At 65.9% G+C, this 24,381-nt stretch carries 23 protein-coding genes and 1 pseudogene; 10 read left to right on the forward strand and 14 right to left on the reverse strand.

Annotation, left to right across the window (positions count from 1 at the left end):
• Positions 1 to 37 precede the first annotated feature (37 nt).
• The 7 genes from KZZ07_RS00095 to KZZ07_RS00125 form a co-directional block, all read right to left on the reverse strand.
• Positions 38 to 1,051 (reverse strand): amino acid ABC transporter substrate-binding protein, encoded by a 1,014-nt coding sequence (locus tag KZZ07_RS00095; RefSeq protein WP_219509704.1) that lies wholly within the window; start codon positions 1,049 to 1,051, stop codon positions 38 to 40.
• A gap of 176 nt (positions 1,052 to 1,227) precedes the next feature.
• On the reverse strand, positions 1,228 to 1,938 hold the full coding sequence (locus tag KZZ07_RS00100) for an ATP12 family chaperone protein (RefSeq protein ID WP_219509710.1): 711 nt from the start codon (positions 1,936 to 1,938) through the stop codon (positions 1,228 to 1,230).
• Complete coding sequence (locus tag KZZ07_RS00105) at positions 1,935 to 2,609, reverse strand: HAD-IA family hydrolase (RefSeq protein ID WP_219509719.1); 675 nt, start codon at positions 2,607 to 2,609, stop codon at positions 1,935 to 1,937. The genes KZZ07_RS00100 and KZZ07_RS00105 overlap by 4 nt, the downstream gene beginning before the upstream one ends.
• On the reverse strand, positions 2,606 to 3,649 hold the full coding sequence (locus KZZ07_RS00110) for an RluA family pseudouridine synthase (protein WP_219509725.1): 1,044 nt from the start codon (positions 3,647 to 3,649) through the stop codon (positions 2,606 to 2,608). Before KZZ07_RS00110 ends, KZZ07_RS00105 begins: the two co-directional genes overlap by 4 nt.
• Positions 3,646 to 4,020, reverse strand: coding sequence for a fluoride efflux transporter CrcB (gene crcB / locus KZZ07_RS00115; RefSeq protein ID WP_219509734.1), 375 nt, complete (start codon positions 4,018 to 4,020; stop codon positions 3,646 to 3,648). The genes KZZ07_RS00110 and crcB overlap by 4 nt, the downstream gene beginning before the upstream one ends.
• A gap of 68 nt (positions 4,021 to 4,088) precedes the next feature.
• Entirely contained in the window at positions 4,089 to 5,408 is a 1,320-nt protein-coding gene (locus KZZ07_RS00120) for a replication-associated recombination protein A (protein ID WP_219509737.1), read from the reverse strand.
• A gap of 4 nt (positions 5,409 to 5,412) precedes the next feature.
• Positions 5,413 to 6,786 (reverse strand): trypsin-like peptidase domain-containing protein, encoded by a 1,374-nt coding sequence (locus KZZ07_RS00125; protein ID WP_219509740.1) that lies wholly within the window; start codon positions 6,784 to 6,786, stop codon positions 5,413 to 5,415.
• Between the two features lie 119 nt (positions 6,787 to 6,905).
• Between KZZ07_RS00125 and KZZ07_RS00130 the strand changes: the two genes are divergently transcribed.
• Together KZZ07_RS00130 and KZZ07_RS00135 are read left to right on the forward strand one after the other, a co-directional pair.
• The gene (locus KZZ07_RS00130; protein WP_219509757.1) at positions 6,906 to 7,616 is read left to right on the forward strand and encodes a CDP-alcohol phosphatidyltransferase family protein; all 711 of its coding nucleotides are present in this window, start codon (positions 6,906 to 6,908) and stop codon (positions 7,614 to 7,616) included.
• 783 nt (positions 7,617 to 8,399) lie between these two features.
• On the forward strand, positions 8,400 to 9,227 hold the full coding sequence (locus tag KZZ07_RS00135; protein ID WP_219509793.1) for a transglutaminase-like domain-containing protein: 828 nt from the start codon (positions 8,400 to 8,402) through the stop codon (positions 9,225 to 9,227).
• A gap of 22 nt (positions 9,228 to 9,249) precedes the next feature.
• Here KZZ07_RS00135 and KZZ07_RS27555 read toward each other — a convergent pair.
• The 3 genes and pseudogenes from KZZ07_RS27555 to KZZ07_RS00150 all read right to left on the reverse strand — a co-directional run.
• A pseudogene (locus KZZ07_RS27555) lies at positions 9,250 to 9,700 on the reverse strand (xylose isomerase); the annotation flags it as partial.
• A gap of 119 nt (positions 9,701 to 9,819) precedes the next feature.
• Positions 9,820 to 11,271 carry a xylulokinase gene (gene xylB / locus KZZ07_RS00145; RefSeq protein WP_219509797.1) on the reverse strand — a complete coding sequence of 484 codons (1,452 nt, stop codon included), beginning with the start codon at positions 11,269 to 11,271 and terminating at the stop codon, positions 9,820 to 9,822.
• Between the two features lie 170 nt (positions 11,272 to 11,441).
• The gene (locus KZZ07_RS00150; protein ID WP_043140914.1) at positions 11,442 to 11,681 is read right to left on the reverse strand and encodes an accessory factor UbiK family protein; all 240 of its coding nucleotides are present in this window, start codon (positions 11,679 to 11,681) and stop codon (positions 11,442 to 11,444) included.
• A gap of 95 nt (positions 11,682 to 11,776) precedes the next feature.
• Between KZZ07_RS00150 and lgt the strand changes: the two genes are divergently transcribed.
• From lgt to KZZ07_RS00175, 5 genes are all read left to right on the forward strand, one after another.
• Positions 11,777 to 12,688 (forward strand): prolipoprotein diacylglyceryl transferase, encoded by a 912-nt coding sequence (gene lgt, locus KZZ07_RS00155; protein WP_219509812.1) that lies wholly within the window; start codon positions 11,777 to 11,779, stop codon positions 12,686 to 12,688.
• A complete protein-coding gene (locus tag KZZ07_RS00160; protein ID WP_219509824.1) occupies positions 12,685 to 13,758 on the forward strand; it encodes a class I SAM-dependent methyltransferase in 1,074 nt (357 codons plus the stop codon). Before lgt ends, KZZ07_RS00160 begins: the two co-directional genes overlap by 4 nt.
• On the forward strand, positions 13,755 to 14,510 hold the full coding sequence (pgeF, locus tag KZZ07_RS00165; RefSeq protein WP_219509840.1) for a peptidoglycan editing factor PgeF: 756 nt from the start codon (positions 13,755 to 13,757) through the stop codon (positions 14,508 to 14,510). The genes KZZ07_RS00160 and pgeF overlap by 4 nt, the downstream gene beginning before the upstream one ends.
• A 122-nt stretch (positions 14,511 to 14,632) precedes the next feature.
• Positions 14,633 to 14,788, forward strand: a complete 156-nt coding sequence (locus KZZ07_RS00170) for a hypothetical protein (protein WP_219509843.1) — start codon at positions 14,633 to 14,635, stop codon at positions 14,786 to 14,788.
• A gap of 492 nt (positions 14,789 to 15,280) precedes the next feature.
• Complete coding sequence (locus KZZ07_RS00175) at positions 15,281 to 15,961, forward strand: Hint domain-containing protein (protein WP_219509851.1); 681 nt, start codon at positions 15,281 to 15,283, stop codon at positions 15,959 to 15,961.
• 63 nt (positions 15,962 to 16,024) lie between these two features.
• Here KZZ07_RS00175 and KZZ07_RS00180 read toward each other — a convergent pair whose 3' ends face one another.
• Positions 16,025 to 16,525: an Lrp/AsnC family transcriptional regulator gene (locus tag KZZ07_RS00180; RefSeq protein ID WP_043140899.1), complete on the reverse strand. Its 501-nt coding sequence runs from the start codon at positions 16,523 to 16,525 to the stop codon at positions 16,025 to 16,027.
• Between the two features lie 180 nt (positions 16,526 to 16,705).
• On the opposite strand from KZZ07_RS00180, the gene trxB reads away from it, so the two are divergent.
• The 3 genes from trxB (at position 16,706) to KZZ07_RS00195 (ending at position 20,412) form a co-directional block, all read left to right on the forward strand.
• Entirely contained in the window at positions 16,706 to 17,695 is a 990-nt protein-coding gene (gene trxB, locus KZZ07_RS00185; protein WP_219509853.1) for a thioredoxin-disulfide reductase, read from the forward strand.
• Between the two features lie 69 nt (positions 17,696 to 17,764).
• Positions 17,765 to 18,142, forward strand: coding sequence for a hypothetical protein (locus tag KZZ07_RS00190; RefSeq protein ID WP_219509855.1), 378 nt, complete (start codon positions 17,765 to 17,767; stop codon positions 18,140 to 18,142).
• Between the two features lie 188 nt (positions 18,143 to 18,330).
• On the forward strand, positions 18,331 to 20,412 hold the full coding sequence (locus KZZ07_RS00195) for a bifunctional sulfate adenylyltransferase/adenylylsulfate kinase (protein WP_219509857.1): 2,082 nt from the start codon (positions 18,331 to 18,333) through the stop codon (positions 20,410 to 20,412).
• A 96-nt stretch (positions 20,413 to 20,508) separates the two neighbouring features.
• Here the strand turns inward: KZZ07_RS00195 and KZZ07_RS00200 are convergent, their stop codons facing one another.
• The 3 genes from KZZ07_RS00200 to KZZ07_RS00210 form a co-directional block, all read right to left on the reverse strand.
• Positions 20,509 to 20,652: a hypothetical protein gene (locus KZZ07_RS00200; RefSeq protein WP_219509859.1), complete on the reverse strand. Its 144-nt coding sequence runs from the start codon at positions 20,650 to 20,652 to the stop codon at positions 20,509 to 20,511.
• Between the two features lie 85 nt (positions 20,653 to 20,737).
• Positions 20,738 to 21,964, reverse strand: coding sequence for a peptidoglycan-binding domain-containing protein (locus KZZ07_RS00205; protein WP_219509861.1), 1,227 nt, complete (start codon positions 21,962 to 21,964; stop codon positions 20,738 to 20,740).
• A 72-nt stretch (positions 21,965 to 22,036) separates the two neighbouring features.
• Positions 22,037 to 24,361 (reverse strand): peptidoglycan-binding protein, encoded by a 2,325-nt coding sequence (locus tag KZZ07_RS00210; protein WP_370631064.1) that lies wholly within the window; start codon positions 24,359 to 24,361, stop codon positions 22,037 to 22,039.
• Positions 24,362 to 24,381 lie beyond the last annotated feature (20 nt).

Consider the following 24,381-nt stretch of genomic DNA (forward strand, 5'->3'; position numbering starts at 1 on the left):
GAGACGGGGGCATGGCGCCCCCTCCCCCGTTCAACACTCAGCGGAACGGCGGGCTATACAGCAACCCGCCATCGGTCCACTGCAGGTTCAGCCCGCGCGACAGGCCGATGGGCGTCGTCTCACCGATGTTGCGGGCAAATATCTCGCCGTAGTTTCCGCCGGCCTTGATCGCCCGCACGGCCCATTCCGCATCCAGGCCCAGCATCTCGCCCATCAGCCCGTCGGTGCCCAGCAGGCGCGCGATTTCCGGGTTGTCCGTGCTTTCGCGCATCTCGTCGATGTTGACCGAGGTCACGCCCAGTTCCTCTGCCGAGATCAGCGCGTTCAGGACCCAGCGCACCACGTCCGCCCATTCGTCGTCCCCGTGGCGCACCACCGGGCCCAGCGGCTCCTTGGAGATCACGTCGTCCAGCAGCAGGTGATCTCCCGGCGCCTTGAAGGCGGCGCGGATCGCGGCCAGTTCAGAGGCATCGCCGGTAAAGACCTCGCATTCGCCTTCCAGGTAAAAGGTTTGCGCCTGCGCCGTGCTTTCGACCGCGACCGGGTCATAGGTGATGTTGTTTCGGGCGAAATACTCGTCCAGGTTCATCGCCGTCTTGGTGTCCGGCTGCACGCAGACACGCTTGCCGTTCAGCTCCGTCGGAGAGGAGACACCAAGCGACTTGGGCACCATGAACCGCTGCCCGTCGTAATAGTTGATCCCGGCGAAATCGACCTTCACGCCGACGTCTGTGGCAAAGCTCCAGGTCGTGTTGCGGGCCAGGACGTCGAGATCCCCGGCAAGCAGCAGGGTAAAGCGCGTGCGGTTCGTCGTTTCGACGAATTCCACGGCCGAGGGATCGCCCAGCACAGCCGCCGCGATGGCGCGGCACAGGTCGACGTCAAAACCGGCCCATTCGTCGCGCGAATCCCGCGAGGCAAAGCCGATCAGGCCGGAGTTGACCCCGCAATTCAGGACTTCCCTGTCCTTGACGTCCTTCAGCGTACCAGCCGAGGCGCCGCCGACGGCACAGGCCAGAAAGGCCGTCGCGCATAGAAGTAACCTCAGCATGCCGTTCTCTAACCCCGGATCTCGCTTCTCGAAGACCGGCTCCCGCCGGACAAAAAAACGGAGGGGTCCTTGATCCGATCCCCCCTCGACGCTGGGCCAATTTGGGCGGATTCCCGCCCAAAGGTCAAGCAAGGATGCCAATCGGAAAGGCAAGGTTCCGCCCGTCTCGTCGCTGTCTAACCATCTGCGAGCGAATGGAAAACACTCGCATGCAGGAACTCGCCGCGTTTTCTTTGGGCAATTTCGGCGGCTTCTTCATCGACGCCCCATTGCTCTTCCTGCCAGGTCTCGTCGATCCGCGACAGCGCCCAGGCCTCATCGGGGGCACATGCACCACGGATCACCGCCAGCGCCAGCACCAGCGAACCGGACATGGACACGAGGTCATGAAAGGCCGCCAGGTGAAATGGCGATTGTGCATGCACCTCTGCGCTCAGCCGGTCCAGCGCCTGCGGATCCTGCGGCTGGTGGATGACCCCGGCCACCGGGACCAGCCTTGCGCCAAAAGTCTCCCCGGCCCAGTCCAGTAAGGGGTCCCAGCCCTGCCGCTGACGCTCTGCCAGCCCCTCGGGGTCATCGGCACGGTAGCACAACAGGTCGCTGTCGCCATAGGCGGCCAGCATCTCGGCCACGGCGGCATGCTGCGGCGTCACCTTGTCCAGCGCGGAATTGGCCATGCGGGTAAAGGGCATGGCGGTCGGATCCACCTTTTCCTCTTGCGCGGCCCATTCCCCGGCGATCTCGCGCGCCAGCGCCTCTGTCGGCACCACCAGCGAGGTCTTGGCCGGCGTTTTGACCCCGCGCCCGTCCAGCGTGACGGCAAAGCCGCCCTCGGCCGGGGTCACTTCGGCGGTCTTCCAGAAACGTTTGAGCGCCCATTCGCTCATGTCATACCCTCCAGGACGGTGTCTATGGCGCGTTCCAGCCCGGCGGCGTCATCCACGACATGTTCCGCCACGGCCAGCGCCTCGCGCGGGTGATAGCCCCATGTCACGCCGATGCGCGGAATGCCTGCGGCCTGCGCCATGTCCATGTCATAGCTCGTGTCGCCGATCATCATCGCCCGCTCGGCCTCTACCCCCGCTTCGTCCATGGCGTTGAACAGCATCGCGGGATGCGGTTTGGACGGGTTATCGTCGGCGCATTGCCGGGTGACAAAGCGTTGCGTCAGCCCGTGGCTTTCCAAAAGCGCCGTCAGCCCGCGCCGCGACTTGCCCGTGGCGATGCCCAGCAACACGTCATCGCGCGCCGACAACCGCTCCAGCAGCGCGGGGATCCCGGGATAAAGCGGCGAGGCCTCCGGCCCGCCTTTCATCCGCAACCCGGCATAGGCTTCCTTGTAGGCCTCCACCAACCGCGTGCGCTGCACCGGGCCAAGCTCTGGCGCGAGATGCGAAAAGGCCTGCGGCAGCGACAGGCCGACAATCGCCAGGATCGCCTCGCGCGTGGGGCGCTCCAACGCCTCACTGGCAAAGGCCATGCTCATGGCGCCCAGGATATCGCCCTGGCTGTCGACCAGCGTGCCGTCGACGTCGAAAATCACGAGGCTCAGGCTCATTGCAGCTCCTCGAAAGGATCGTCGGCGGCAATGTCCTCGGTCCAGCCCAGCGTGTCCCAGCTTTGCGCCATATGCGACGGCAGAGGGGCCGTCAGGGTCAGGGGCTTGCCGGTGAACGGATGTTCAAAGCTCATCCTGCGCGCGTGCAGGTGCAGCTTGCGCGAAATGTCGCCGCCCAGTTGCGCGCCCCAGCCGTCGCCCAGGTTTTCCTGCCCCGAGCCGCCGTACTTGCCATCCCCGATGATCGGATGTCCGATCTCGGCCATATGCGCCCGCAGCTGGTGTGTGCGCCCGGTGATCGGCTCCAGCGCCACCCAGGAGGCGCGCCCTGCAACACGGTAGAGCGTTGCATACAAAGTGTGTGCACGTTTTGCACCCTCTGTATGCGCCATGTCGCGCGGGTGGACGCAGAGCATCTTTTCGCCCTCGCCGTGGTGCCCGTGTCCCGGCGCCTTGACCAGGCCATAGCGGATCTCGCCCAGATAGGGTGTGGGCACGCCGGCGACCAGCGCCCAGTAGATCTTGCGCGTCAGCTTGTGACGGATCGCGGCGGTCAGCGCCTTGGCCGCCTCGCGCGTGCGGGCCAGCACCAGGACGCCCGAGGTGTCCTTGTCCAGCCGGTGCACCAGGCGGGGTTTCTCGTCGTAGCCAAAGGTCAGCGCCTCGGCCAACCCGTCCACATGGCGGGTCTGCTTGCTGCCGCCCTGCGTGGCCAGCCCGGGGGGCTTGTTGATCGCGATCAGGTGGTCGTCCTTGTAGATCACGCAATCGCGGATCATCTTCGCGTCCTGGTCCGAAACAGCGGATTTCGGCGCGCTTTCCACCTGTCCGGGTTCGGGCAAGGGCGGAATGCGGACCTGCTGCCCCACTTCCAGCCGGGTCGAGGCCTTGACCCGCCCGCCATCCACGCGCAGTTCTCCCTTGCGGCACAGCTTTTCGATACGGCCTTGTGCCAGCTGCGGGAAATGCCGCTTCAGCCAGCGGTCAAGCCGCTGGTCGCCATCTCCCGGCCCCACGGTCACGGTTTGAACTCGGCTCATGAAACAGCACTCCGTGCAAGGGTGAGACCGGCGAAGAGCGCCGCCAGCGACAGGATCACCGACCCCGCGACATAGGCCGCCGCCAATGCGCCCTGCCCACGTTCATACAGGGTAATCGCATCCAGCGAAAAGGCCGAGAAGGTGGTGAACCCGCCCAGCACCCCGGTCATCAGCAAGGGCGCGTAGCGGTTCGCGCTGAGGTGCAGCAGGGCCACGACGAGGACACCCATCAGGAAGGATCCGACGATGTTCACGGTCAGCGTGCCCCAGGGGAATCCCTTGCCCAACAGGCGCGCCGTGGCGATGCCTGTCATATAGCGGGCCGACGCGCCAAGGGCGCCGCCCAGCGCAACTTGCAGAAGGGGTGTCATGCGCGCGGACATGGCGGCGGGGGGCGCGGATGTCAAGCACGGCCAAGGCGGGTGGTCGGGGAGGGGCGTCACTTGTCCCGGCGCTGCGCCCTAAGCCGCGCGAAATAATCCACCCGCTTGCGCAGATCGCGTTCAAAGCCGCGTTCCACAGGCTCGTAGAAAGCGGCCCGGTCCATCTTGTCGGGAAAGTAGTCCTGCCCGGAAAACCCGTCCTCGGCGTCGTGATCATAGGCATAGCCCGCGCCATACCCCTGGTCCTTCATCAACCCGGTGGGCGCGTTGAGGATATGTTTGGGCGGCATCAGGCTGCCGGTCTTCTTGGCCGATGCCCGCGCGGCCTTGTAGGCGACATAGGCGGCGTTCGATTTCGGTGCCAGCGCCAGGTAGACCAGCGCCTGCGCGATGGCCAGTTCACCCTCGGGGCTGCCAAGCCGTTCGTAGGTTTCCCAGCTTTGCAGGCAAACCGCCTGCGCCTGCGGGTCGGCAAGACCGATGTCCTCGACCGCCATACGGGTGATGCGGCGGGCCAGGTAGCGTGGGTCCTCCCCCGCCTCCAGCATCCGCGCGTACCAGTAGAGGGCGGCGTCGGGGTCGGACCCCCGCACGGATTTGTGCAGGGCAGAGATCAGGTTGTAGTGGCCATCGCCGGACTTGTCGTAGACGGCGGCGCGCTTCATCAGCCGCGTCTTCAGCCCATCGGTGTCCAGCGGTTTGGCCAGCCGCCAGGAGGTCACCTGTTCAACCAGGTTCAACAGCGCGCGCCCATCGCCATCGGCCATGTCCAGCAGCGCGGCGCGGGCCGATGTATCCAGCGGCAGGTCTCGGCCCAGTTCGCCCTCGGCCCGTTTTACCAGGGCCTCCAGGTCTTCCTCGCCCAGCCGCTCCAGCACCAGCACCTGCGCCCGGCTGAGCAGAGCGGCGTTCAGCTCGAACGAGGGGTTTTCGGTGGTCGCCCCCACCAACAGGATCGTTCCGTCCTCCATGTGGGGCAGGAAACTGTCCTGTTGCGCCTTGTTGAAACGGTGGATCTCGTCGACGAAAAGCAGCGTGCCCTGCCCGGTGCGGCGGCGCTGTTTCGCCGCTTCAAAGACCTTGCGCAGCTCCGGCACGCCGGAAAAGATCGCGCTGATCTGGACGAAATGCAGGTCGGTCGCATCCGCCAGCAGCCGGGCGATCGTGGTCTTGCCCACCCCCGGCGGCCCCCAGAAGACGATCGAGCCCAGCGTGCCCGCCTCCAGCATCACGCCCAGCGGCGCATCCGGGCCCAGAACCTGGCGCTGGCCAATCACCTCGTCCAGACGCCGGGGCCGCAGCCGGTCGGCCAAGGGACGCGGCGCACTGTCGGCGACGGCGGACTCTGCCGCGCCGGTATCGAAGAGATCGGCCATCCGGTCAGGCCCGGAAGCGCAGAAGGAGGCGACGGTTGCCGCGCAGCACCTCGATCTGGACCAGTGGGCCGGGACGGCGCAGCAGGCGGTCCACGTCGCGCGGCGCTTCGATCCGGCGACCGTTCACACCCAGCAACCGGTCCCCGGTCTGCAGGCCGACCTGGGCGCCAAACGGCCCCGGGTCCAGCACGACGATCCCTTCCGAGTCCACGGGCAAGCCCAGCTCCGAGACCACCGCCGGGTTGGCCCGCGCCACGCGCAGTCCCGGCAGGACGCTGAGTTCGCCCAGGTCGACCGTGTTGCGCGGCGGGCTGTCCGGCGGGGCGATCATCGGCACCGTGGCGATCTTTTCCTCACCCCGGCGGACATAGATGACCTCGGCCGCCCGGCCAATTCCGCGCATCGACATGCGGAACAGCATTTCGGCCGGGGTGTTCACCGGCGCGCGGTCGACCTCGGACACCACGTCCCCCACTTGCAGGCCCGCGGCGGCAAAGGGGCTGTCCTCGTGCATTTCGGCGATCACCACGCCCCCGGGCAGGTCCAGTCCCAGGCTCTCCGACAGTTCCGCCGTGACCGGCTGACCGACCATGCCGGCCCAGGGCCGCTGGAACCGGCGATGGCCTTCCTGTGCCTGCTTCACGAATTGCGCCACCAGACCAGAGGGGATGGCAAAGCCGATGCCGTTCGACCCGCCCGAGCGCGTCAGGATCGAGGTGTTCACGCCAATCAGCTCACCGCTCACGTCGATCAGCGCCCCGCCAGAGTTGCCGGGATTGATCGGCGCATCGGTCTGGATGAAATAGCCGCGCGCATTGCCCGTCGCCGTGCCCGACCGCGCCAACCCCGAGACGATCCCCGAAGACACCGTCTGCCCGATCCCGAAGGGGTTGCCGATGGCCAGCACCAGTTCCCCCACCTCGACCGTGTCGCTGTCGCGCAGATCGAGGTGCGGCATGTCCTCGGCCCCGGCCAGACGCATGATGGCCAGGTCGGATTCCTCATCCGCCAGCAGGATCTCGGCGTCGTATTCGCGCCGGTCGTTCAGAACCACGCGGATGTCGGTTGCCTGTCCGACGACATGGTAATTCGTCACCGCAATCCCATCGGCGGACAGGATCACACCGGACCCCAGCGAATTCTGCACCCTGGGCCGCTGTTCGAACTGGCGAAAGAAATCACCAAAGACCGGGTCGTCGGCAAAGGGGCTGCGCTGTTCGACGACGCGGCGGGCATAAATGTTGACCACCGCCGGGGCCGCCTCTTTCACCAGTGGCGCGAAACTGAGGCTGATCTCGCCCGGGCTCTGCGGCACGCGCACATCTTGCGCCGCCGCCGGAACCGCCAGCATAATAAGGCAAACAAAAGCTCTGAGCATGAAAAATCCTCCGGCTGTCTCGGACCCCTAGCATATGTCCCCCACCCCGCCCCGATGCAAGCGCGCGCATCTGTGCGTGGGCAATTGCAACCCGCGCGCATTTGCTCCATGACGGTTTCATGACGTCGCGATTGAAGCCCGAGACCAGTGCACTTTGCGTGCATCTTTTGACCGCAACCGGGGCGGTCTTTGCGATGCTGGCAATGCTGGCGGCGGTGCAGGAAAACTGGTCGCTGATGTTTCTCTGGCTGGTGGTGGCCTTTGCCGTGGACGGCGTCGACGGGCCGTTGGCGCGGAAATACGACGTCAAGACCTTTGCCCCCCGGTTCGATGGCGTGCTGCTTGACCTGATCATCGACTACCTGACTTACGTCTTTATCCCGGCCTTCGCCTTGTTCCAGTCGGGGCTGCTGCCGGGCTGGACGGGCTGGGTGGCGATCATCCTGATCACCTTTTCCAGCGCCATGTATTTCGCCGACAACCGGATGAAGACAGAGGATAATTCCTTTCAGGGCTTTCCCGGCTGCTGGAACATGCTGGTGCTGGTCCTCTTTGCCATCAAGCCGGATTTCTGGGTGATCCTGGCGCTTGTCGCCGCGCTGGCGCTGGCCATGTTCCTGCCGCTGAAATTCATCCACCCGGTGCGCACCGCGCGCTGGCGGATGCTGTCGCTGCCCGTCGCACTGGCCTGGACGGTCTTTGCGGGCTGGGCCGCCTGGGTGGATTTCCACCCGCAAAGCTGGGCGCATTGGGGGTTGGTCGTGACCTCTGTCTACCTGCTGTTCGCGGGCATCGCGCAACAGGTCATCCCGGCGCAGAACGCCCGCTGACGACAGGCTCCGTCGCGTCTCTGCCTGAAAACTGGTTGTGCTTTGCACGCACAACCGTGCCAAGGTTCTTCCACGAAAATCCGGCGCCATGCGGGCACGGTATCCGCAGCGGTTTGCAGCCATTGCTGACGTAACGAGGGGCACATGGCCCTCATCATCGGCCAAGTCGCGATCACCGCCGCAGGCAAGGTCGCGGTAGAATTGCGCAACACTGGGGCCACTGCGGTCGATCTCACCGGCTGGAACGTGACCGTCGTCAATAATTCGAGCGGCCGGGGCTTCTTGCGGAGCGGCGGAACCATGTCACCGGGCGGTTTCTATATTGTCGGGCACAGCAGGATCCCCGGCCTGAACGCGACGCCCAGTGGCTTGTTTCCCGGCCTGTCGCCGGCCTACAATCTCGGCCAAGAATATTGTGCGCTTCTCCCCCGGAGTAAGTCTGTTCGACCATTTCGGCTGCAAAAACGGGCCCAATTTTTCCTTGGAGTCAGGCTACAGTCACCGCTGGATCGCGGAACTGAGGGCAACAGCCGCGTTGACACAAACGGCGATTTCGCCGCCAGTTCCCCGTTAGCTCCAACACGCTCGGCACCGCCTGTTTCCTGGCCGGAATGCAGAACACCACGCCGCGAAGTGACCGCCCCCGATGTCGCATTTTTCGGCACCGCCCGTTATTTGAGCACCCCTGCAAGATGCTATGGCTTTCGCCCGGCGGCCATTGATGCTTGGGTGAGGGGGACTGGCGGGGCGCCAAGTGCCCGGGCCGCAACCGGACGAGGGACCATGCGTATCAACCTGGGATGCCGAATTTCCGTCGATCTGGCCGCGCCCACGCCAATGATCTGCCTGCTGAACGTGCATTATTCCCGCGCCAGCGATCTTGAGCGGCCCGACCTGCTGATGACCGATCCCGGCGTCCCGGTCGAGGCGTACCGCGACGGGTTCGGCAACTGGTGCAACCGGCTGGTGGCGCCCGAAGGCCGGATGACCCTGAGCACTGACGGCACGATGTTCGATGCCGGGCTTTCCGATCCCGTGGGCCATGATGCCTTGCAGTACCCGGTCGAACAGCTGCCGGTCGAGGCGCTGGGGTTCCTGCTGCCCAGCCGCTACTGCGAAAGTGACGTGCTGTCGGATTTCGCCTGGGACCGGTTCGGTGACACCCCCCTTGGCTGGCCCCGTGTGCAGGCGGTCTGCGATTTCGTCCATCACCACATCCGCTTTGGCTATGAGCATTCGCGCCCAACGCGCACCGCCGCCGAGGCCTTGAACGAAGGCGTGGGCGTCTGCCGCGATTTCACCCATCTCGCGGTGGCGCTCTGCCGGGCGCTGAACATCCCCACGCGCTATTGCACCGGCTATGTCAGCGACATCGGCCAGTCCGCGCCGATCCGTCCAATGGATTTCGCCGCCTGGATGGAAGTCTACCTGGGCGGCCAGTGGTGGGTCTTTGACCCGCGCAACAACGACACTCGCTTTGGCCGCGTGCTGATCGCGCGCGGGCGCGACGCCGCGGACGTGCCGCTGATCCACAGCTTCGGACGCCACGAGCTGACCGGGTTCGAGGTCTGGATTGGGCAGGCCGACGAGGGCGCAGGGCCGAATTTCTGACCCCACCCTGCCATGCTGTTCGAACGAAGCGGTTTACCCAGTTCTCCAGCCGCTCTTGCCGACCAGAGCGCGGCTCGGGATTGATCCCTCTTCCAGCCCCGCCCCTGGATCGACCCCAGGTCGCTTTGCAGCATGGCCTGCGCACCGGGCGGCTCCCGACCCGCGTAACGCTCGGCCAGCGCCTGTTCCGGTCAGCCGTCCTCCAGCATCGTCGCGGCCGCCTTCGGGCCTTGTGCGTTGATATGCATGCCGCCCAGATGGGCGGCGATCAGCCCCACCGGGTCCAGCGACTGTCGCAGCTTGGCGTCGAAACTGGTGCCGCTGGTGGGGAACACGCCCATCCTAAGCACTTGGTGGTAGGCCAGCGCCAGCTCATGTTCAAAGGAATGCCCGGTCAGGATCGCGTGTTCCTGTTCGATGTACAGCTTGATCTCGTCCTGAAGTCCGAATTTGCGCAGGAACCCGACGCAGGTGGTCTTCCATCCGCTCGCCCGTGGCCACCTCGTCGGGCCCCCAGGGGCGATAGGCCCGTTTGATGGTGCTTTCCGGCCCTTCGAAGCGGATGGCGCCGCCCCGTCGAAGACCCCCGTGTTCAGGTCAGCCCGCTCACTGCCGGATAAATCTCGCGCCATGCGGCGTAGGCGTCCTGGTAAGCACCCGTCAGCGCCGCGTTGGGCGCGATGGTTTCGCGCAAGGGCGGCGGCGTCATGATCTCGTCGACGCCGCCCGCGCCTGCCCCAACCATCGCCAGCCGCGCCGCGCCCAGCGCCGCGCCGAAATCGCCCTTGTCGGGCAAGGCGAGCGGCACGTTCAAAACCGTCGCGATCAGCTCGACCCAGTAGCGCGACTGCGCCCCGCCGCCGATGGCCAGCAGGCTGTCCAGCCGTGCGCCCGAGGCCTTCAGCGCCTCGGCACAGTCGCACAGCGCAAAGGCCACACCCTCCATCACCGCACGCGTCATGTCGCGCCGCGACGTGCCCACGTCGATGTTCAAGAACCCGCCCCGGATCCGGCTGTCATTGTGCGGTGTTCTCTCACCGGACAGGTAAGGCATGAAGCGCAGAGCGCCCGGCCCGTCGAGGGTATCGCCCAACTCGACCGACAGGTCCGCCGGTGAGGCCCCCGTCACCCGGCTCAGCCAGTTCAGGCTGTCTGTCGCCGCCAGGATCACCCCCATCTGGTACCATTGCCCAGGCACCGCATGGCAAAAGGTATGTACCGCACTTTCCGGCAGCGGCGCATAGCCATCGCGCCCGGTCAGCACCACGCCAGAGGTCCCCAGCGAGACGAACCCCGTCCCCTCGCGCATCGCGCCCACGCCACAGGCAGAGGCGGCATTGTCGCCTGCCCCGCCAACCACGATCACATCGCGCGACATGCCCCAGCGATCGGCCTGGTCGGGACGCAGGACGCCTCCCGTCTCGCAGCCCTCGACGAGGCGCGGCATCTGGTCGGGACGCATCCCCGACACCTCCAGCAGGCGCGCCGACCAGTCGCGCGCGCCCACGTCCAGCCAGGCGGTGCCCGCGCTGTCGGACATGTCGGCAAAGCGTTCGCCGGTCAGGTGAAAGTTCATGTAGGCGGCCGGCAGCAGGACCGTCGCCGTCCGGGCAAAGATGTCGGGTTCATTGCGCGCCACCCAGAGCAGCTTTGGCGCGGTGAAGCCCGGAAAGACGATGTTGCCCGAAAGATCACGCACAGCCGGGGCCGAATCCAGTTCGGCGGCCTCATCCGCGCTGCGGGTATCGTTCCAGAGGATGCAGGGGCGCAACACGGCGCCGTGAGCATCCAGCAGCGTGGCCCCATGCATGTGACCGGATACGCCGATGCCCCGGACCGCGGACATGGCCTGCGGATGCGCCCCGGCCAATTCGCCCAGTGCGCCATCCACCGCAGTCACCCAGTCCGCTGGATCCTGCTCTGACCAGCCGGGATACGGGTGAACCGGCGCATAGGCCCGTACCGCACTGCCCACAGGCACGCCGTCGCCATCCACCAGAAGGGCCCGCAGCCCCGAGGTTCCCAGATCCAGACCCAGATACATATTCCGCCTCCTACGTTGGCGCTAACGAAAGCCAAGCAGGTGCGGACTGTCAAACCCCCAAGGTCAGAAACCGCGCAAGTTTGCAGGAATGAGGGTTTGGCACACAGTCCAGACGGAAATGAGAGGTTTCATCTCATTTCCGCGCAATCAGGCCCGGTACCGCCAGGGCCTCAGCCCTTTTCCAGCGCCTCGATACGCGCCTTGAGCGCCTCGTTTTCCTCGCGCGCTTTCTGCGCCATCGCGCGGACGGCGTCGAATTCCTCGCGGGTGACGAAATCACGATCCGCAAGCCAGCGGTCGATCATCGACTTCATGGCGGTTTCCGCCTCTTCCCGCGCCCCCTGGGCCACGCCCATGGCGTTGGTCATCAGCTGGCTGATATCCTCGAAAACCTTGTTTCGCGTCTGCATTGGGTCACTCCGCCGTTGCATTCCCTGCCTATATGGTCGCACAAGGCGGGACCCTCAAGGTTGACTTCGCCGCGCGACAAGAGGCAACAGGACGCATGCAGGCCGCCATTCCCTTTCCCGACCTCTCGTCAGAGGTCTTTTCCATTGCGCTTTTCGGGCTCGAATTTGCGCTGCGCTGGTACGCGCTCGCCTATATCGCGGGCATCCTGATCGGTTGGCGGCTGGCCATCTGGGCCGTGAACCGCGCCGGACTGTGGGCCAATGACGCCCCGCCCATGACCCCGCGCCAGATCGAAGACCTTCTGACCTGGGTGATCCTTGGCATCATCCTGGGCGGTCGGCTGGGGTTCGTCCTGTTCTACATGCCCGGCTATTACCTGACGCATCCGGCGGAAATCCTGATGATCTGGCAGGGGGGCATGGCCTTTCACGGCGGGCTGATCGGCGTAGTGCTGGCGGTCTGGATCTTCTGCGCCCGCAACAAGGTGCCTCTGGCCTCGGCCTCGGACCTGCTGGCGCTTGCGACACCGCCGGGCCTGCTGCTGGGCCGGCTGGCGAATTTCATCAATGCCGAGCTTTGGGGCCGTCCCTCCGACCTGCCCTGGGCGGTGATCTTTCCCGGCCAACAGGCCCAGGACTGCGGCCAGCCATTAGGCGAGCTATGCGCGCGCCACCCCTCGCAGCTCTACGAGGCGACGCTCGAAGGACTGGTCCTGCTGATCGTGCTGGTCCTGATGGTCTCTCGCGGATGGCTGAAACGGCCCGGCGCGGTCGCGGGCACCTTTTTCATGGGCTATGGCATCGGACGCTTTGTCGTCGAGTTCTTTCGCCAGCCCGACGCGCAGTTCCAGTCCGAGGGCAACCCGCTGGGCCTTGCCCTGCAGGTGAACGGCTACGGCCTGACGATGGGGCAGCTGCTGACCCTGCCGATGATTCTGGGCGGCGCGCTGGTGATCTGGGTCGCCCTACGACGCGCGCGCGGGGCCAAGGCTGACGCGGCCTCTTGACCGCGCTCCGCGATATCCTTGTCCGGCAGGTCATGGCCAACGGGCCGATGACGCTGGCCGACTACATGACCGCCTGCCTGATGCACCCGGAGCACGGCTATTACAGCACGCGTGACCCGCTGGGTGCCGCGGGCGATTTCACCACCGCGCCCGAGATCAGCCAGATGTTCGGCGAGCTGATCGGCCTTTGCCTTGCGCAAAGCTGGATGGACCAGGGGAGCCCCGCGCGTTTTGTGCTGGCAGAGCTTGGCCCCGGGCGCGGCACCCTGATGGCCGATATCCTGCGCGCCACGGCGCGTGTGCCGGGGTTTCACGACGCGGCCCGCCTGCACCTCGTGGAAACCTCTCCCACGCTGCGCGCCGAACAGGCCCGCCGCCTGCCGCAGGCCACTTGGCACGACAGCGCCGAGGATCTGCCCGAGGGGCCGCTGTTCCTGATCGCCAACGAGTTCTTCGACGCGCTGCCGGTGCGCCAGTTCCAGCGCGCGGGCGACAGTTGGCGGGAACGGGGTGTCGGGCTGGACGATCAGGGCGCGCTTGCCCTCGGCCTTGCCGCGCCCGCGCCTCAACCCGGCCTGACCCATCGGCTGCAGGACACGCGGGACGGCGACATTGTCGAGACCTGCGCCCCGGCGCAGGCCATCGCCGCCACGCTGGGCACCCGAATCGCCCGACATGGCGGGATGGCACTTATCGTCGACTACGGCGACTGGCGCTCGCTTGGCGATACGCTGCAGGCCCTGCAGGGGCATCAGGCCACCGATCCGCTGGCCGCCCCGGGCGAGGCGGACCTGACCACCCATGTCGATTTCGAGGCGCTGACATCCGCCGCCGCCCCAGCCACCCATACGTTGTTGACGCCACAGGGCGTTTTCCTGGAACGTCTGGGCATCACCGCGCGGGCGCAGGCGCTGGCAAAGGGACTCAGCGGTCAGGCGCTGGACAGCCACATAGCCGCACATCGGCGGTTGACGCATCCGGCGGAAATGGGATCACTGTTCAAGACCATCGCCCTGCTGCCACAGGGTTCCCCGCCCCCGCCCGGACTGGAGCTGCGCGCCACGCCATGACGCTCGAGATCATCACTTCGCTGAGCCTCTCCCCGCTGCGCCACGGTTTTTTCACGCGCCGGGGTGGCGCCTCCTCGGGTATCTTCTCGGGGCTGAACTGCGGCTCCGGGTCCTCTGACCAGGCCGAAATCGTGGCGATCAACCGCTCTCGCGTGGCCAATGCGATGGAAACCGCACCGGACCGCCTGTTGACCGTGCACCAGGTGCATTCCCCGGATGTCGTCACCGTGACCGATCCGCAGGATGCCTCCGGCAAGAAGGCCGATGCGCTTGTCACCGCCACCCCCGGCGTGGCCCTGGCAGTGCTGACCGCCGATTGCCAGCCGGTGCTTTACGCCGACCACGACGCCGGGGTGATCGGCGCGGCCCACGCCGGCTGGCGCGGGGCGCGGGACGGCGTGCTGGAGGCCACGGTAGAGGCGATGCTGGCCCTGGGCGCCACGCGTGAGGGGATTCGCGCGGTGATCGGCCCGTCGATCAGCCAGCGCGCCTATGAGGTCGGCCCCGAGTTCTTCGAGGATTTCGTCATCGAGGACGGGCGCAACAGCCGGTTCTTTGCCGGTGGCCCGGGCGACCGCATGATGTTCGACCTGCCCGCCTACGGGCTGCACCGCCTGCGCGAGGCCGGGGTCGAGGCGGAATGGACCCGCCATTGCACCTATTCCGACCCCGAGCGGTTCTATTCCTACCGCCGCGCCACCCATGCCGGTGAGGCGGACTATGGCCGGTTGATCTCTGCCATCCGGCTCTAGACGCTGCGCCCCGCGTTCGCCGGAAACAATCCGCCTATTGGCTCGCGATTGTCCCAATGATGCCGCAATTCGCTGCAAATTCTAGGGCCAGGCACGACCAGAGGCAGAGCAGAGGACCCGTCATGAAACCGCAGCGCCGCTTTATCGCATCGATCACGGACACCGCCCGCAAAGGCGCCCCGCGCCTGCCCTTTGAACGGGGCGCCCCGCGCGTAGCCATGATCGCCCGCCGCGACCAGGCACAGGCCCCGCGCCAGCCCAGCGCCAAAAGCGCCTGACCATCCCCCCAACGACCAAAGGGGCCGGTTGAGGCCCCTTTGACCTGCCCCGGCTCTTTGCGGCAGGTCCGCGCCGGACCGCCCCCGGCCGCCACGAGGCGTCCTGCGCACACCACGTCCCATCCCGACATTGATGACAGTACGATTCGCCACGCAGCGGGCGGAATGTGGCGCCAATGTTCCGCCTGCTCCGACAATCTCACCCCGAAAATCCAATTGTCGCCCGCGCTGGGCCCCTTCCCGCGTCAATTTTGACAGGCGCGGTCGATTGCGGCCAAAACGGCATCAGTCAGTTACTTGTTCAAATGTTCCGTCTGTCGTTGTTGGTGGGGGCCAACACGGATGTGACCAACCTCAAGGGGTGTTCACATGACCCGCCTCCATCGCGGCCTTTCGGGCGTTGCCCGGGCGGCTGGCCCGGCACTCACACTTCCCGTTTCTCCGGAACGGGAGCTCTCTCTGGACGGGCGACCTCGGCGCGCAGCTTCTCTCATGCGTAAATACGAGGTCGCCGCCCTGCTTCCCGACCTCACCGTCTCCTTTACCCAGCATGTCGCCCCGGCCTCGCCGTTCTTCGAGGAATGCGCCTCGGCCTTTGCGCGCGGCACGCTGATCGAAACGGTGCGCGGCCCGGTGGCCATCGAGGATCTCGTGCCCGGCGACTACATCATGACCGCCGGCGGATCCGAACCGGTCACCTGGATCGGGTCCACGACCTACGTCCCGGGCCACGAGGAAGAGACCACCACGCTTACCCACATGACGCGGATCACCACCGATGCCTTCGGCATGGGGCATCCGCCGATGGACCTGCTGCTGGGTCCCGCCGCGCGCATGGTGGTGCGCCACCCCCGGCTGGAGGACCTGCTGGGTCAGAACAGCGTGCTGGCACCGGTCAAGGACTATGCGGATGGCGACCGTTACCTGCAGGTGACGCCGATGGGCACGGTGCAGCTGTTCCACCTGATGGTGCAACGCCACACGACCATCCGCATCGGCGGCGTGGATCTGGAAACCTATCACCCCGGCAACACGGCGGGCCAGTCGCTGGGCCAGAACATGCGGGCGCTGTACCTGACCATGTTCCCCAACATCTCGGCGCTGGACGATTTCGGACAGGTCAGCATGACGCGCACGACGCGGGACGTGGTCGAAAACCTCGTGGGGGTCTGACCGGGCGGCGGGGCAAGCCCCGCCCTACACGACCACCCGACACAACCACAGGGCCGCATCCGCTCAGGCGGTGCGGCTCAACCGTTCTTCCAGCACCTCGAAAGGCACGCCGGGATCGTCCTTGGCGTTGCGGATCACCAGCGATGTCTTGACGCTGGCCACGTTCGGCGCGGTCAGCAGCTCTCCGGTCAGGAAGCTCTGGAAGGTCGACAAGTCCGGCGCGACGCATTTCAGGATGAAATCCACCTCGCCGTTCAGCATGTGGCACTCGCGCACCAGCGGCCAGGCCCGGCAGCGTTCCTCGAAGACACTGAGATCCACCTCGGCCTGGCTTTGCAGACCGACCATGACAAAGACCTGCACCTCGAAGCCCAGCGCGCGGCTGTCGACCTCGGCGTGATAGCCGCGGATATAGCCTTGTTCTTCCAGAACGCGCACACGTCTTAGGCAGGGCGGCGCCGAAATGCCCACCCTGCGGGCCAGTTCGACATTCGTCATTCGGCCATCCGCTTGCAGTTCTGCCAGAATCTTGCGATCGATCGGATCAAGCCGGTGACCTGCCATAGTCTCCCCCGTGTACTTCGCGATTGTTATAGCAGCCCGCCCGCCCTGCGCAATAATATTTCAACAAGGCGCAAGATTCTTTTCCGGCATGGCACAATCGCGAAGCACCGTGCCGCCCCTCTTTTTTCACCCCACCCTTGTCGTTATATGACCCCGCACGCGCCGCTAAGGAGAATTCCCATGCCCGAGTCTCGCCACACCAAGGTCCTCATCATCGGCTCCGGCCCCGCAGGCTATACGGCGGGCGTCTATGCCAGCCGGGCGATGCTGGACCCGATCCTCGTCCAGGGGCTGGAACCCGGCGGGCAGCTGACCACCACCACCGAGGTCGAGAACTGGCCCGGCGACAGTGAGGTGCAGGGCCCCGACCTGATGGTCCGGATGGAGGCCCACGCCCGCGCGATGGGCACCGAGATCATCGGCGACATCATCACGAAAATCGACTTTGACCAGCGCCCCTTCGTGGCGCATGGCGACAGCGGCACGACCTATACCGCCGACGCGGTCATCCTCGCCACCGGCGCGCGGGCGAAATGGCTGGGCCTGCCGTCCGAAGAGGCCTTCAAGGGCTTTGGTGTCTCGGCTTGTGCCACCTGTGACGGTTTCTTCTATCGCGGCAAGGAAATCGTGGTGATCGGCGGCGGCAACACCGCCGTGGAAGAGGCGCTGTTCCTGACGAACTTCGCCTCGAAGGTGACGCTGATCCACCGCCGCGACGAATTGCGCGCGGAAAAGATCCTGCAAGACCGGCTGATGAAGAACCCCAAGATCGAGCCGCTCTGGTTCCACCAGCTTGAGGAAGTCGTGGGCGACGACATGCCCAAGGGCGTGACCGGGGTAAAGGTCAAGCACGTCGAGACCGGCGAGATCACCGAGATCCCCTGCGCCGGGGTCTTTGTCGCCATCGGCCACGCGCCCGCGAACGAACTGGTCAAGGACGTGCTGGAAACCCACATGGGCGGCTATGTCGTGACCAAGCCCGACAGCACCGCCACCTCGATCCCCGGCGTCTTTGCCGCCGGCGACCTGACCGACCACAAGTACCGCCAGGCGGTGACAAGCGCGGGCATGGGCTGCATGGCCGCGCTTGAGGCCGAGCGCTGGCTTGCCGAACAGGACGCCGCGGGTGAGCCCGCACCGGAAGCGGCGAACGAACCTGAAAGCGCCTGAGGCAACATTCCAGGACACCCAGACGGCCCCGGCATCATGCCGGGGCCGAATTGTTTCCGGGGGGTCCGCTTGCACTTTGACCGGATCGAGGTTTTGTTTTCGGCACCGCCGTTTCCCAAGCTGATTTCCCGCTTCCTGATGCAAGATCCTTTTGACACCTCCCTCGAAATCCTCGCGGATCTGCTGCTGTGCATGGATGCGATGGAACTGGCCCTGACTTCGGGCATTGGCACCTTCATCCCTACCACGTCGAAGTCATCGGAGAGGCCAAAGCGCCAACCGCTTTTTGCGCGGCTTGCCTTGGGTTTACCCGGGCTGCATGCCACGGCCGCGGCATGCGGAACTCGGCTTGAAAATGCGCCAGCGTCACGGCGCACAGATCAGTTCGCGCCCCGAAAAAACCTGGCGCGGCTACCTGGCCCGGCGCCCGCATCTCTTCCAGCTTGACCCCAAGGGGCCAGCGGCAATGGTCCGCTTCCTGCCCGAAGGCTTTGACAGCGCGCCCTGACCGGCGGCGCCCGACGTTGCCGATGAGTCACGCCGGCGGAAATCCCCCATGCCCACGACTTTCGACTTTTCTGCAGGTGCAAACTGTGTGATGCGTTCAGCGATGAACACACTTTGAGTCGCCCGCCATGTCCGCCGCCAAGGCACACCCGATATCGGATGAAGAAGGCCTGCTCTTCCGCCTCCTGCGCCAGCTCGACCTGGCGCCGGACGTGTCGTCGCAGCGTGCCATCGCCTCCGCTCTGGGCGTCTCCCTGGGACGGTTGAACGCGCTGCTCAGGACATCGGCCGAGGCCGGGTTCATCTCGATCAGCGAACGCGAGGGGCCGGACCGGCGCCAGAGGTTCGCCTATGCCCTGACCGCGCGAGGCGCAGCCGAGAAGAACCGGCTGACCGACCGCTTTCTTGCCCGAAAACTCGCCGAATACGACGCACTTCACGCCGAACTGACAGGCACCTCCAGCAACCTGGTTCCCATTAAGCACAGGACCGAATTGATGCAAAACAACCTTGCCCCCATCACCGAGCTGTACGTCTCCTACGACAGCGCACAGAAACTGAAGGTCGAAGCAGCCGACCTGGTCAGCCACGATCTGAGCCCGCGCCAGATCTGCGACCTGGAACTGCTGATGAACGGCGGCTTCAACCCGCTCAAGGGGTTCCTGTCCGAGGAAGACTACAACGGCGTGGTCGAAAACATGCGGCTGGCCGATGGCGCGCTCTGGCCGATGCCCGTCACGCTGGACGTGAAAAAGGACTTTGCCGACAGCATCGAGCTGGGCCAGGACATCGCGCTGCGCGACCAGGAAGGCGTGATCCTGGGCACCATGACCGTCACCGACAAATGGGTGCCGAACAAGTCGAACGAGGCCGAAAAGGTCTATGGCGCCGACGATCTGGCCCACCCTGCCGTCAACTACCTGCACAACACCGCGGGCGAGGTGTACCTGGGCGGTCCCGTGACCGGCATCCAGCAGCCCGTGCACTATGACTTCCGCGCCCGCCGCGACACGCCGAACGAGCTGCGCGCCTATTTCCGCAAGCTGGGCTGGCGCCGCGTCGTGGCCTTTCAGACCCGCAACCCGCTGCACCGTGCGCACCAGGAACTGACCTTCCGCGCCGCCAAGGACGCACAGGCCAACCTGCTGATCCACCCGGTCGTCGGCATGACCAAACCGGGCGACGTCGATCACTTTACCCGCGTGCGCTGCTACGAAGCGGTTCTGGACAAGTATCCGGCGTCGACAACCACCATGTCGCTGCTGCCGCTGGCGATGCGCATGGCCGGCCCCCGCGAGGCGGTCTGGCACGGCCTGATCCGCAAGAACTATGGCTGCACCCACCTGATCGTCGGTCGTGACCACGCCGGCCCCGGCAAGAACTCTGCCGGTGAGGATTTCTACGGCCCCTACGATGCGCAGGACCTCTTCCGCCAGCACCAGGAGGAAATGGGCATCGAGATGGTCGACTTCAAACACATGGTCTATGTGCAGGAACGCGCCCAGTACGAGCCCAACGACGAGATCGAGGACAAGGACAACGTCACGATCCTGAACATCTCGGGCACCGAACTGCGCCGCCGTCTGCAAGAGGGCCTGGAAATCCCGGAATGGTTCTCCTTCCCCGAAGTGGTGGAAGAGCTGCGCCGCACCCGCCCGCCGCGGTCCAACCAGGGCTTTACCGTCTTCTTCACCGGCCTCAGCGGCTCGGGCAAGTCGACGATCGCCAACGCCCTGATGGTCAAGCTGATGGAAATGGGCGGCCGCCCGGTCACGCTGCTGGACGGGGACGTGGTGCGCAAACACCTGTCGTCGGAACTGGGCTTTTCGAAAGAGCACCGCGACCTGAACATCAAGCGCATCGGCTACGTCGCGTCGGAAATCACCAAGAACGGCGGCATCGCGATCTGCGCGCCCATCGCGCCCTATACCGCGACCCGTCGCGCCGTCCGCGAGATGATCGAACAGTACGGCGCCTTTGCCGAGGTCCATGTCGCCACCTCGCTGGAGGAATGCGAACGCCGTGACCGCAAGGGCCTGTACAAGCTGGCCCGCGAAGGCAAGATCAAGGAATTCACCGGGATCTCCGACCCCTATGAAGTCCCCGAGAATGCCGAGCTGGTGGTCGAGACCGAAAACGTGGACGTCGACAACTGCGCCCACCAGGTGATCCTCAAGCTGGAAAGCATGGGCCTGATCGCCGCGCAGTAAGCGGCCCAGGAACCGAAACGAAAGCCCGGCGCCTCGCGCCGGGCTTTTTCGTCGCCGGAGGGTCCGTGACGTTGCGGCCGTCGCTGCGGGGCGTGTTCAAATCCCGCCCGATACGGCGCGAACCACGATCACGACAAGCGCGATCAGCAAGACCACCAGGAAAACGGCAATGCGGACGCGGTTGTAGGGGCCGGCGGCCGAGACCGAATCCCGGCGTTTCCCTGGTTTGTCGTCGGACATGAACAGCCCTCCCGGAAATGTAGTGCGCCGCGATCATGGCCGAAGAGGCGCGGCGCGCCCCCCTTCGGACCGCGCCGCCTGTTCGTTACCCCCGCACGGGCCCCCGGGCGGCGTGGCCCGGACGGTCGGCGCCCTTGATCCGGCCAAACCGCATGTCCAGTCCATAGGGCTCCTGCCCCCTGGCGAATTTCATCAGCTTTGACTGATCATGGCGCAGCTCTTCGAACAGCTTCTCGAAATCGGTCATCTTCATGCCGTAGACCGTCTTGAAGGCAGCCTCCCAGTCGTCCAGCTCACCGGCCACGCGCCAGAAATCCACCATCCGGTCCTCGCCATAGCGCAGGGCCAGCGCGGCCACCGACAGGTTCGAGGCCGCATATTCGCCATCCGAGCGCACCGACTGCTTCTGGCGGATGTAGTCCAGCGGCACGGCCTCTTCCTCGTCGCTGCCTCGCAACGAGAACAGCATGGGCACAGAGACTTCGCGGGTGGGGCCGCCGCGCGATTTGATCTGCGCAAGGTAGGCGCTGCCCTCGACCATCCAGAGCGGTCCCATGCGGCGGCGCCCGGTTTCCTCGTAGGCCACCTTGTCATACAGCATCTCGCGCTGAACATGGTGCATGTATTCATGCAGCATCACGTACTGATAGCGCCCGCGCCAGATGTCGTAGCTGGTCACGCTGTCCAGGTGTTCGGGCGGCATGCACATGGCGATCCGATTTCGATAGGCGCTGCCCATCACGCGCTCGACCCCGACACAGAGATCGTCCGCGGTGTCTTGCGCCGCGCTGGGGGACAGATCCGGGATGCCGTCGACCGGTTCCAGCAACAGCTTTTCCAGGTCGTCACGCCCAAAGGCCACGATCAGCACAGGCTTGGATGCGGTGGTGATGCCGTATTCCTGCGCGAACATTCGGCGCGCGTCATCATAGGACCGCTGGATATACCCCCGCACCTCGTCCGGGATATTGGGGGCGGTCAGGATCAGGGGCGGTTCCGACGAGGGCATCAGCGCCGCCGCCTGCGGGGCATATCCGCCAATCTCGCGGCACCAGCCCACTGCGGCGCGTTCCGAAAAATCCGGCAGGCCTTCGAAGATCGCCTGCACGTCCTCACCGGCCAGCCCGCGTATGAATTCCGCCAGCGCCTGCCGCGTCCGGGCGCCGCTGATGCCGTCATTCTCCCCCGGGTCGATTCCCAGGGTCGCCAACTGCTGTTGCACGCAGTTGACATGCCGGTCCGAAGCCTCTGCCGCACCAATGCTGGCGGCAAGGCACAGCGTGATTGAGCACATCAGTTTCTTGATCGTCATGATGCCGGTCCCTTGATGCTGTCTGGCAACAGATTAGGAAATCGTCTTGCCGGTCAACAAGTCAGGGGATTCCTACCTTCCCCCAACCCGCGCCTCCTCGTGCTCTTCCCGGGGCAGGCCCAGCAAGGCCCGCTCTTCGGGCGTGTAGGCATAGGCCCCCTGCCCCGCCGCATAGGCGCGGGCCGCGGTCTCGTCGCCGCGCAAGGTTTCAAAGACCCCCTCGAACCCTGCGACCGGCTGGCCGTAGACCTTTTCAAAGGCGTCCTTCCAGTCACCTTGCGCCGCCGTCCTGCGCCAGAACTCCATCAATCGCGCCTCTCCATAGCGCGCCGACAACAGCACAACGGCCAGTTCCGAGGTCGCGGCAGCGCCAGCCAGCCGGGCCGGAATCCGTGAACGCAGTTGCGCCAGGGGCATGGCCCCGTCATCGCGCTGCAACTCGACCAGCGGCAAGGCCCCGCTTTCGGGCTGCTGGCCCCGGGCAAGCCCGCGCGCCGTCCCGATCACCATCCACGCCGGTCGAAGGCCCGCCGCCCCGTCGGATTTCAACGGATCTTGCAGGCCGATTTCGGCCAGCAGGTGATGCGCATGATCGTAGGCGATTCGCCGGTACAGCGCCTCCGTCGAGGCCGCGCCACTGAGCAGCCGCGCCGCCGTCTGGACCGGCAGACACAGCACGATCCGCCCGGGCAAGAGGTCAGTGGCAAGCCTGTCGATATCGGCTCCGGCCCGGCAGAGGGACCGCGCATGAAGGCCAGCCTCGCTCTCGGTCAGGCCCAGCGCGCCCGGATAGTCCCGCCGCAGCATCCCGGCCAGCGTGTCGGCATCCTGCGCGAAGATCACCACCGGCGCCGTCGCCGCCCGCAGACCGTAGACGCCGGCCGCCGCGTCGCGTGCCTCGCCGTACAGATCGCGCAGCATGTCGCCCATCGCCTCGGGCACCTCAGCGGCCAGCACGACCTCTGGCGGAGCAGCCGAAGGCAAAAGCTCTGCTGCCTCCGGGGCCGTCGCCCCGATCTCGCGGCACCACGCCGTGGCCGATGCGACCGACAGGTCCGGAAGCATGTCAAAGACCGCGCGGCCAGAGCCGTCCTGCCGCTGTACGAAATCCGCCAGCGCCGCGCGGGTCCGTGGCCCCGGCACCCCGTCCGCCGCGCCCGGCGACAGGCCCAGCGCCGCCAGCTGGCGCTGCACACAGACCACCTGCGCCCGGCGCAGCGCCACCATGTTGCCCGGCGCAGGCAGCGCATCGGACCCGGCGATCAGCCCGTCGCCATCGAGGTCGCGGTTCGCGAAAAACTCCTGCACGGCATCGGGATCAGAGACCAGGGTCGGATACACCCGTTCAAAGTCCTGCATCGCGATGCCAAAGACATCCTCGAAGGCGGTTTCCCACCTGTCGGTTTCCCCAAGCCGCCGCCAGTAGCTGACCAGGGTCTCGTCGCCAAAACGCTCTGTCAGCAGGTGCACCGCGTAGAAGGACGCGCTATAGGCGTTGGGCTCGCGCACCTCTCCCTTGCGGCGGATCCCGTCCAGCGTCAGGCCAGAGCGCGACGCGCCCAGCCGCAGCCATTTGGTGCGCGGCAACGACCTGTCATAAGAATCGTGGATGTAGCGGTATTCGATCACCTGGGCGCCGCCCTCGGCCATCCAGGCCGGCCCCATCCGGGGCCGCACGCGCTGACCCCGCCGGACCCATTGCGGAACCTTGTCATAAGCCAGCTCGCGCTGAAGATGGTGGGTGAATTCATGCGCCATGACCCGGCGCAGCCATACACGAAAATCCTCGAACCTTGCGGCATTCCCGGCTTCGAACTCTTCGCGCCAGCAAAACACCATGTGGTGACGGTACATCGAGGCGCCGATCCGGGAGCTCTTGCGGCAGTTTCGCTCCGCGGTCCGGCGGACCTCCGCCGCGCCCACCTCTTGATGGCTGGCCGCCGCCCGCAGAATCCGGCCCAGGCTTTCCGGATCATTGGCCGCAACCAGCTGCACGCGGCTGGCCAGCGCCACCCCAAAGCGGTCTTCGAAGTACCGCGCGACCTCGTCAAAGGCGATCTGCAGCTCCAGCCGCATCATCGGGTCAAAGCCCTCGGGCGTCCAGATCTGCGGCCCCTCGCTCGACGGCATCAGCCCCCTTGCCTCGGGGTAGAGACGCGCAATCTCTCGGCACCAGCCCAGCGCCGCCCGCGCCGAAAGACCAGGCAGCACCTCCAGCGCCTCACGGGCTTCCGTTTCGGAAACCAGCCTGCCCAGTGCCCCGCGTGTCTGCGGCCCGATGGCGCCGTCCGCCGGCCCCGGATCGAACCCAAGGGCATCCAGTTGCCGCTGGACGCAGACAATATGCGGATCCTGTGCCAGGGCCGGGCTTGCCAGGGCGATCAGCCCCGAAAACACATACAAAATCAATCTCTTCA

Source organism: Mameliella sp. CS4 (assembly GCF_019392335.1).
Lineage (GTDB): Bacteria > Pseudomonadota > Alphaproteobacteria > Rhodobacterales > Rhodobacteraceae > Antarctobacter.

Bases quoted from the DNA above. Each gene is read 5' to 3' on its own strand.
- KZZ07_RS00095 (WP_219509704.1), bottom strand. From the start codon at position 1,051: ATGCTGAGGTTACTTCTATGCGCGACGGCCTTTCTGGCCTGTGCCGTC.
- KZZ07_RS00100 (WP_219509710.1), bottom strand. From the start codon at position 1,938: ATGAGCGAATGGGCGCTCAAACGTTTCTGGAAGACCGCCGAAGTGACC.
- KZZ07_RS00105 (WP_219509719.1), bottom strand. From the start codon at position 2,609: ATGAGCCTGAGCCTCGTGATTTTCGACGTCGACGGCACGCTGGTCGAC.
- KZZ07_RS00110 (WP_219509725.1), bottom strand. From the start codon at position 3,649: ATGAGCCGAGTTCAAACCGTGACCGTGGGGCCGGGAGATGGCGACCAG.
- crcB (WP_219509734.1), bottom strand. From the start codon at position 4,020: ATGACACCCCTTCTGCAAGTTGCGCTGGGCGGCGCCCTTGGCGCGTCG.
- KZZ07_RS00120 (WP_219509737.1), bottom strand. From the start codon at position 5,408: ATGGCCGATCTCTTCGATACCGGCGCGGCAGAGTCCGCCGTCGCCGAC.
- KZZ07_RS00125 (WP_219509740.1), bottom strand. From the start codon at position 6,786: ATGCTCAGAGCTTTTGTTTGCCTTATTATGCTGGCGGTTCCGGCGGCG.
- KZZ07_RS00130 (WP_219509757.1), top strand. From the start codon at position 6,906: ATGACGTCGCGATTGAAGCCCGAGACCAGTGCACTTTGCGTGCATCTT.
- KZZ07_RS00135 (WP_219509793.1), top strand. From the start codon at position 8,400: ATGCGTATCAACCTGGGATGCCGAATTTCCGTCGATCTGGCCGCGCCC.
- xylB (WP_219509797.1), bottom strand. From the start codon at position 11,271: ATGTATCTGGGTCTGGATCTGGGAACCTCGGGGCTGCGGGCCCTTCTG.
- KZZ07_RS00150 (WP_043140914.1), bottom strand. From the start codon at position 11,681: ATGCAGACGCGAAACAAGGTTTTCGAGGATATCAGCCAGCTGATGACC.
- lgt (WP_219509812.1), top strand. From the start codon at position 11,777: ATGCAGGCCGCCATTCCCTTTCCCGACCTCTCGTCAGAGGTCTTTTCC.
- pgeF (WP_219509840.1), top strand. From the start codon at position 13,755: ATGACGCTCGAGATCATCACTTCGCTGAGCCTCTCCCCGCTGCGCCAC.
- KZZ07_RS00170 (WP_219509843.1), top strand. From the start codon at position 14,633: ATGAAACCGCAGCGCCGCTTTATCGCATCGATCACGGACACCGCCCGC.
- KZZ07_RS00175 (WP_219509851.1), top strand. From the start codon at position 15,281: ATGCGTAAATACGAGGTCGCCGCCCTGCTTCCCGACCTCACCGTCTCC.
- KZZ07_RS00180 (WP_043140899.1), bottom strand. From the start codon at position 16,525: ATGGCAGGTCACCGGCTTGATCCGATCGATCGCAAGATTCTGGCAGAA.
- trxB (WP_219509853.1), top strand. From the start codon at position 16,706: ATGCCCGAGTCTCGCCACACCAAGGTCCTCATCATCGGCTCCGGCCCC.
- KZZ07_RS00195 (WP_219509857.1), top strand. From the start codon at position 18,331: ATGTCCGCCGCCAAGGCACACCCGATATCGGATGAAGAAGGCCTGCTC.
- KZZ07_RS00200 (WP_219509859.1), bottom strand. From the start codon at position 20,652: ATGTCCGACGACAAACCAGGGAAACGCCGGGATTCGGTCTCGGCCGCC.
- KZZ07_RS00205 (WP_219509861.1), bottom strand. From the start codon at position 21,964: ATGACGATCAAGAAACTGATGTGCTCAATCACGCTGTGCCTTGCCGCC.